Origin of the sequence: Sulfitobacter sp. CW3 (genome assembly GCF_019392245.1) — a bacterium.
GTDB lineage: Bacteria > Pseudomonadota > Alphaproteobacteria > Rhodobacterales > Rhodobacteraceae > Sulfitobacter.
In genome coordinates, this window is the sequence record NZ_JAHXRL010000290.1 from 1 (window position 1) to 265 (window position 265).

Below are 265 nucleotides of genomic sequence, written 5' to 3' on the forward strand. Positions count from 1 at the left end.
GGCTCGACCGCTTCGACATGCTGATCCTCGACGACCTCGCCTACGTAACCAAGGATCAGGCCGAGACGAGCGTGCTGTTCGAGCTGATCAGCGCCCGCTACGAGCGCCGCTCCCTGATGATCACCGCCAACCAGCCCTTCGGCGAGTGGGGTCGGATCTTCCCCGATCCGGCCATGACGCTCGCTGCCGTCGACCGGCTGGTGCACCATGCCACCATCTTCGAGATGAACGTCGAGAGCTACCGGCGTCGCACGGCCCTGGATCG

At 65.3% G+C, this 265-nt stretch carries 1 protein-coding gene; it reads left to right on the forward strand.

Annotated elements, in window-relative coordinates; all coding sequences use genetic code 11:
* Positions 1-265: ATP-binding protein (locus tag KZZ06_RS21120; RefSeq protein ID WP_219581907.1), on the forward strand; the 265-nt coding region annotated here is incomplete at both ends.